The 5,308-nt window shown below is 25.2% G+C and carries 6 protein-coding genes and 1 pseudogene; all 7 read left to right on the top strand.

What is annotated here, in order from left to right; all coding sequences use genetic code 11:
* The first annotated feature begins 203 nt into the window (after positions 1–203).
* The 7 genes and pseudogenes from HMPREF9709_RS10440 (at position 204) to HMPREF9709_RS09045 (ending at position 5,233) form a co-directional block, all read left to right on the top strand.
* Positions 204–756 (top strand): annotated as a pseudogene (locus HMPREF9709_RS10440) (DUF4417 domain-containing protein).
* Positions 740–901: a hypothetical protein gene (locus HMPREF9709_RS10210; RefSeq protein ID WP_005399322.1), complete on the top strand. Its 162-nt coding sequence runs from the start codon at positions 740–742 to the stop codon at positions 899–901. Before HMPREF9709_RS10440 ends, HMPREF9709_RS10210 begins: the two are co-directional and overlap by 17 nt.
* A gap of 24 nt (positions 902–925) precedes the next feature.
* Entirely contained in the window at positions 926–1,150 is a 225-nt protein-coding gene (locus HMPREF9709_RS10205; RefSeq protein WP_211204529.1) for a hypothetical protein, read from the top strand.
* The gene (locus HMPREF9709_RS09060) at positions 1,150–1,482 is read left to right on the top strand and encodes a hypothetical protein (protein WP_005399321.1); all 333 of its coding nucleotides are present in this window, start codon (positions 1,150–1,152) and stop codon (positions 1,480–1,482) included. The genes HMPREF9709_RS10205 and HMPREF9709_RS09060 overlap by 1 nt, the downstream gene beginning before the upstream one ends.
* A gap of 877 nt (positions 1,483–2,359) precedes the next feature.
* Entirely contained in the window at positions 2,360–3,130 is a 771-nt protein-coding gene (locus HMPREF9709_RS09055) for a hypothetical protein (RefSeq protein ID WP_005399320.1), read from the top strand.
* A gap of 8 nt (positions 3,131–3,138) precedes the next feature.
* A complete protein-coding gene (locus tag HMPREF9709_RS09050) occupies positions 3,139–3,669 on the top strand; it encodes an HNH endonuclease (protein ID WP_005399319.1) in 531 nt (176 codons plus the stop codon).
* Between the two features lie 61 nt (positions 3,670–3,730).
* On the top strand, positions 3,731–5,233 hold the full coding sequence (locus HMPREF9709_RS09045; RefSeq protein WP_005399318.1) for a hypothetical protein: 1,503 nt from the start codon (positions 3,731–3,733) through the stop codon (positions 5,231–5,233).
* Positions 5,234–5,308 lie beyond the last annotated feature (75 nt).

Below are 5,308 nucleotides of genomic sequence, written 5' to 3'. Positions count from 1 at the left end.
ATATTTCAGACCTATTAAAGGAAATCTTTAGTAGGTCTTTTTTTGTTTACTTAAAATTCTCTTATCTGTCCAAAGAAATATGAGAAGGAAGAATTGTGTAGGATGTTGAAAATAAGTTTAAAGGATTTTCTGAAGCCTTAGTACAAAATGCAGAATTTGATGGAAAGTTTGAATTACCTACTGTTTTTCAGGAAAAAGAGGAGATTATTCCTCTGGACATGATTCCATTTGATAAAAGGAATGAATATAAAGAACAGAACGATTTATTTATTCATTTTTTTATCAATGATGATAAATTTGTTCAGCTATTAAGCAATCCTAATAAATACATTGGAGAGTTGAAATCATTTAAAGGTGTTATCTCTCCAGATTTTTCACTTTATAGAGACATGCCTTATTCAGAACAGGCAAGTAATACTCATATAAATAGATCACTTGGACATTATATGCAATCACAAGGACTTTACGTCATTCCAAATGTAAGGTGGAGTGACAGGAGAAGGTTTCGATGGCTTAGAGATGGGTGGTATTTACTGTATTAGTACTCATGGATGTATTGAACGTAAAGTAGATCAACACTATTTTAAGCAAGGTTTAGAAGAATTTATTGAAAAGTTAAAACCTAAGAAAGTCTTAGTTCATGGTGAAATGCCAGAAGATATTTTTAGAAAGTATATAGATAAGGCAGAAATTGTCCATTACCCTAGTTACACATCAAGAGTTTTTGCAAAGGTGCGTTATGGAAACAGGGATTAGTGGAAATTATAAGTCTACATCAGGAGTGTTAAAACCAGAACATCTAATGGATGAGTTAGAAAAAAGTGGCAATAAATTCAATAAAGAAGATGTAGTTATGATTGCGAAAACAAAGAAAAATGAATTAGTATGGTTAGAAAAATGAACAAGTAAGAAAGGGTTAAAACATATTATAGAAAAGCATTCAGGTTATTTTGAAAATAAATTTGGTGTATCAAAGGAAAGTATACCATCGAAAATAAACGATATTTTTACACAAGGAATGGAAGTAAGTTCTAAAGAAAAGAATGATGGCATAGAAAAAATTTACGAATATAAAAACGAATACGTAGTAATAGCAGGTGTAGGAACGAATGGTTTTATTGTATCAGTGTATTCAGGAGGTTCAAAATAGTGAAAAGATTAAAAATAATGTTAGATTTTATATCAGGTCCATTATGGAAAGATGTTTTTGACACACAGAAAAAAGAACTAGTAACAGGAATCGAAGTAGTAGATAATGATGAATACTTACAAAAAATAAACGAAGAAATTCAAGCTCTTTATTCGTTTTATTACAAAATAAATTATAATAACGAACCAGTTTATTTTGATAAAAAACAAGAAAGACTTGATAAAGAAAAAATGTTAGATTTACTTGGAAGACTCATAGATAGAATAAATGAAATCAATGATGGAAGTTTTGTAATTGATGACAGAGAAACTGAACGAATAAGGAATCTATAAAAATTGCATAAGGATTATAGTTGAAACCTTGGATGACTTAGTAATAAGAATTTTAATTGAATTAAATAAGATAAATGGAGATAGCATACTAGTTGAATTTAAGTCAGGAATAAAAATAGAAGTTAGATAGATTAAAGACTCTACATATAAGTAGGGTCTTTTTTGTGTATAATATAAGTAAGATTAATTATATTTAGATATAAGATTTTATAATGTGGGGTATATAGACAAACATATAACTCGATATGTTTCTGAATACATACTAGTATAAAAATCCCTATGATATGTTTACAAATACGAGGAAAATGCTAAAAAAGTCTATGATATGTTTGCGAAAACACAAAAACGGGCTTTTTATCTATAGTGTCGACTCGAGGCACGTTGAATCAGTTGTTCTCTTGTCCCGAAAATATCATTGCATATAATTTGCAACAATTGCTTATTCGTTTCAAACTAAATGCCACGATTGTATAATGTGATTAGAAACGAAGTAATTATATGGAAAGAGAAAATAAATAATAATAAAACTATTACTTTCTTTGTAAGAAATAGAAAGTTTAAGTGGATTTGTAAAAGACATATTAATAAGAATATTAAATTCATCAATAGAAAAAGGATTGATTTATAAAAAAGGTAAAGGAAAAGGAACTTATTATATCAAGAAATGATTGATACTTAGAAATCTACGATCAGTTTTCTATTGCCTTTCAAGCCCAAAAATAGTTAAAGATTCTTATGACATATCTATGGTACCTTTAGAGTCAAAATTTACTAGAATGTAATACACTTAAGGTTCTAGTATAGATTATTAAGAGAAGTTTAAAGATTTTAGTAAAATTATAATTGTTAAGTGATTAACAAAATTAGGAGAACATTTATGAAAAATATGCTTAAACAGGACATTGATAATTATTTACTACAACATACAGAATTAAAAAAAAGAATAGAAAAAATATCAAAAAAATACAAATTATCAGATTTTGTATTAGTAACAGAAAATTGTAAAAAATACTTTGAGACTAGAGAGGAAAATATTGATAGATTAACTGGGGTAATTTATGAACGCAGAGAAGATAATTTTAGGCTGGATATCAAATCTTCTGAGGCTAGATTGTCTAGAGAGTATCTTGGATTCATACATTATATACTTATTAATAAGGAAGTAGATAATAAAGTGTTTTATATATTATATTATCATTTTCTATGCTTTGGCAAGGACTATGGATATAAACTAACTGATAGTTCGAATTGTCCATTTCCTACATTTCATAGTGAAGGACTTAGTCCATTAGCGAAAGATAGAATTGAAATTTGGAATAATAAAGACTTACATGTCTTTAAGGATTTAGTTTCATATTTTTATGAAAGTGATGTATTGTTCTTTAACGATTTTTATATGAATTTTAGCGCTCATCACCATGCTACAAAAAATTTTTCATTAATTGTAAATCTAATTGGGATACCAATTTTTGTAAACAAACACATGTTTTTTGATATTGTGGAGTTACTAATAGATAGCTTCGTGTTTAACTATAAAGCTATTTTTATGACGGAAGCGCTAAGTATATATAGCACAAATGAACAGTTTGATAAAGTAAAGAATTCATTGGTATCTTTAAGAATTCATGATATTGATGTGAGTAAATAGGGTGAGTTATGTCAAAACATATAAAAACTAAAAAAGAGGAAATATATGAATACTGGTTTTCGAAAATAGATGAAAGTGAACTTAGTATTGATGCATCAGAAGCTTTAAATAGATGTTGGAGGTGTGGCTACGAAAGGAAATTAGAACGTTGCCATATAATTCCTAGGTCATTAGGTGGAGAGGATAATCCATCTAATTTTGTCTTGCTTTGTAAGAGGTGCCATTCAGAGAATCCTAATGTTAATGATCCAGAAATAATGTGGGATTGGTTAAAAGCATATAAAGAAACATTGTATGATATGTTTTGGATAAAACGCGGTCTTGAAGAATATGAAAAAATTTATATGACTAAATTTTTTGATGATATAAAGAGTTATGATGAAAATATTTCGATTGAGGATGGAAAAAAGCTTATTTCAGAATTAATAGGTTCATTAACATCAAATCATTTTGCGCAACCATATTTAAATTCTGCGACAATGGCGGGATTTTTAAGAATTTTATTAAAAAAGATAATGAAAGAAAGAGATAATACCTAATATTTTAAGGCTATGCATTAGTGAATGGGGCAATATATCTATTAATATATAAGGAATGTATATGTATAAAGTTATTAATAAAAGAATAGTTAAATTAATTTCTGCAGCAACTTCTGTGATATTAATTTTGTCATGTATTATAAATATAGTGTTTAATATAATACCATACTTTATGGGACTTATTAATAATTACACATTTATTAAAAGTTTCATACGTATTATTAACGAAAATTGGAGCTTCATAATATTAATTGTGCTATTCATAATATATATAGTAAGTGAAAATCTAAATAAAGTAAGTTTTAAGACGGGATTAGTATGGATTTTAAAATATGAATTTGGTATAAGAATTTTGTGGAATTTAATATTATTATTAATTTTTGTTCCTTTGATATTAGCTATTATAGTCTCATTATTAAGAATTAAACTTGAAAGTATTAGTTCTAGTGATGCAAGTATAAGCAATATTATAAATTTGATGACAGTATTATTAACTTTTATTTTAGTTATTTTTATATGTGAATATAAAAAAATAAAAAATATATCGTACTTTGGAAAGTTAATTTATTTTTTATCTCGAAACTCTTTTCATATGGTAATACTATTAACTGTGTTAATAATGTATATAATTTTTATTAAAAGTACGGGTATATCCTTAATTTATAATATTTTATTGAATATTTTATTTACTTTAATATTCACTTTGGTATATAAAAACTTATTTATTAAAAATTTCTTTACAGTATATAATAAAATATTTAATGATAAAAAAGCGTATATTAACACTTATATAAATTCAAAATCTCAATTGAATAAAGCTAAATTTCTATGTGATATTGATTTTAAAAATAATAAAATAAAAGATTATATAGATCAATCATCTATATTTCAATTAAACCTATTTGGTGGAATTGAAAGTGATGAAAATCAATATGAAATTAAAGAACTAAAAGAAAAAAATGATGATCTGATTATTATCTTACCGACTTCTGATAAGAAATATTTAAGCAAAAAACATTATTATAAAATTGATGATTATATTGATATAGAAAGTGAAGGAATATATTACATAGAATTCAGATATGAAGTAACGTTCAAGATAGTAAATTCAGAAGTTATCCCAAATTATGATGAATTATATATAGAAAAAATAAAAAAAGTTAATAAATCTACTGAAAGTAAAAATAATCATAAAAAAAATAAATATTATAAAGAATTAGATTTAAAAGAAAAATTAATATTATTGACTTTAAATTCTAGATTTAGACTTCCATTAAAAATAAATAATATAAATGAAAAAGAACAAACAGAAGATTATGAAATTAGAGAAACGGAAATAGAATATACTAAAGAATATGATGATATAAGGTCAACTATTTTATTAAATGGTAAATTTGGTGTTGGAAAGTCTTCATATCTTGCAAATGATATATTTAATAACGAAAAGAAATCTGTTTTTATTTCTATGTTTGAAGATAATTCAAATGATTATATTTATTCTATACTAAAAAAAGTGAACAAAGAAGAGAAAAGTTATCCTAAAAAAAGAAAGACTAACTATTAAAAGTCAAGAGGTATAATTTAAAAAATGTTAAATTTAGTAATGAATAAAAAATAAATAGAAAAATAAAAAGATTCT

Origin of the sequence: Helcococcus kunzii ATCC 51366, assembly GCF_000245755.1 — a bacterium.
In the GTDB taxonomy this organism is placed as follows: Bacteria; Bacillota; Clostridia; order Tissierellales; family Peptoniphilaceae; genus Helcococcus; species Helcococcus kunzii.
This window is presented reverse-complemented; position numbering and strand designations above follow the sequence as displayed.